The sequence below is a fragment of the Crocosphaera sp. Alani8 genome, assembly GCF_038442745.1.
Classification (GTDB): domain Bacteria; phylum Cyanobacteriota; class Cyanobacteriia; order Cyanobacteriales; family Microcystaceae; genus Crocosphaera.
This window is the reverse complement of the sequence record NZ_JARVCN010000475.1, coordinates 1-2,083: the sequence shown is the minus strand read 5'-3', so window position 1 is coordinate 2,083 and position 2,083 is coordinate 1. Positions and strand designations below refer to the sequence as shown.

Here is a 2,083-nt window from a genome sequence, read left to right as displayed (position 1 = left end):
ATCATTTTAAACAGATTTTTTCCAGGCTTTTTTCTAACATTCAACATTTCTGACTATTTACAAGAAATGGATAGTCATAAGTGGCACTGGGAAAGCATCATAGATCAAACATTTCTTCATAGTATTCAGGATGTTACAAAGTCTAGATATTGGGGGTTATTAGCTATTCTGATGCCTCATGCACAGATATTTGAGTGGCTATATTGGATTAAAAAACAGAGCAACGAAAAGTTTTTTAGAGAAAGTATAAAAATACAAGATCAATTCATAAAGTTTCTAACAAATGAGGGTATTCTAGATAAAACAAAAATACCGAATCATATTTATAGTATCATCATTGAATTGTTGCTAGAAGAATCTTCAAATTTTAAAAGTTATTCCCTACTAAAAGAAAAAGAATATCTATTTATCAAATCATCGAGCTTTTGGCGAGAGTATGTTCGAGATTGGGGAGAAATTTTATTTTACAAAATTTCTTTTGAGCCTTCGTTTAAAAGTGATAAACTATCCCAAAAAATATCGTCAGACTGGAAAAAATCACTAAAAAATCAAGAACTTTTACTAGAAAGAAAAGATTATTATCAATGGATGGGCAAATTATTTGCTCAAGTCAAAGTATATAGTTTAGCAGCCTTTTTTTATCAACTTAGTTGGGGAGAAATACCCACAGACATCTATACAAAAGCTGATATAAAGTTTGGTTCTTTTCAAGAAAGTTCTCGAACATCGGGACTACTGAAGTTATCCATATTTAATCTTATAGATGAATTTAGATTTTTATTATCTAATCTTTATTTAACATTGATGGAGATAATATCAGACTGGCTTTTCCACTTTTTTAGGAAAATGCGCTAAAATCACAAGAGTCTGAAACATGGAGGAAAAACAGTTGTGAGGAGAAGGATATTATTCTATAGTTTAGCTGGTTTTACCGCTGCTTTATTGGGCTGGAATGTTACTTTGTTACTCATAGTCTATCCCATTAACTTGATTATCGCAACTATTTCTCAGAAACAAATTCCTTCTAACCTTGAGAGTTTTTTATTATCTATAACTAACGTTTTATTACCCGAAATAATTTTATTTCCACTAGTAGCATCTTTTTTAAGCGTTTCTTTAATACTCGCCTCGATTTATTTAAGTAATCCAATCAATAATAAAGCTAATAAAAGAAGAAGAGGAAAATATATTACAACTTCTCTAATAACTGGTGTTACTGCCGGTTTATTTTCTGCTCTAATCACCATTATTTTGTATCAACCTGCTTGGACTTCTGGAAGTATCAGAAGGGTAGTTGCTTGGGGAATCATTGGATTAGGAATAGGAGTAGCAGAAGGATTTTGTTGGTACTTTTTAACCACTGAAGGGGCTAGTTCTTTTTCACTAAATAGACTGGTAAAATCACCTGCATTTGGTTTATTAGCTGGTTTTATAGCAGCTTTGTTAATCGAAATTATCAGAGTGATAATTCAACTAGGAGGATATGAAGAACCTTTAGGATTTATGATTTTAGGAATTTGTTTGGGACTATCTTTAACCTTTTCTACCACTCCTGCTTATCAAGTTGCGCTGAGAGCAGGAAGAGGTTTTGGTATGAATATGCAGAAACTTGAAAACCATAAAAAGCCTAGAATTAATCCTGAAAACTCTGTGCCATTAAGTTTGATTTATTTCGATGATAATAATGTTATTGAAGAAGGTTTGTCAATTCAGCTACCAACCAAAAACAAGTCTACTATCGTCATTGGTTCAGCCGAAGGTTCGCATATTATTTTACCCGAAACTCCAGCAAAAGTAGCAACATTGATTTTAGAAAATAAGCAATGGAGGATTAAATGTTTTGTCGAAGATAAAGTCCAGATACAATCAAGATATCTGTTAGAAAATAGCCGTCCCCAACTATTATATCACAATCAAATACTAACCTTTTATTATGAGAAAGTACCTGACAAATTTTACCGCTTTATTTTTTATGATCGTTTCCTTGACCCCAGTACATAAACAAATAACTGTATTAAGTCGTACAACATTACTGGTTCTAACGGTTTCAGTTGAAGCGTGGTTGTGGTACAATTTACTTCAA

Annotated in this window: 1 protein-coding gene and 1 pseudogene; both read left to right on the top strand. The window is 32.1% G+C overall.

Annotated elements, in window-relative coordinates; translation table 11 throughout:
- A pseudogene (locus P9B04_RS23440) lies at positions 1–855 on the top strand (hypothetical protein); the annotation flags it as partial.
- A 36-nt stretch (positions 856–891) separates the two neighbouring features.
- Positions 892–2,001, top strand: a complete 1,110-nt coding sequence (locus P9B04_RS23435) for a hypothetical protein (protein WP_342057371.1) — start codon at positions 892–894, stop codon at positions 1,999–2,001.
- The last annotated feature ends 82 nt before the right edge of the window (positions 2,002–2,083 follow it).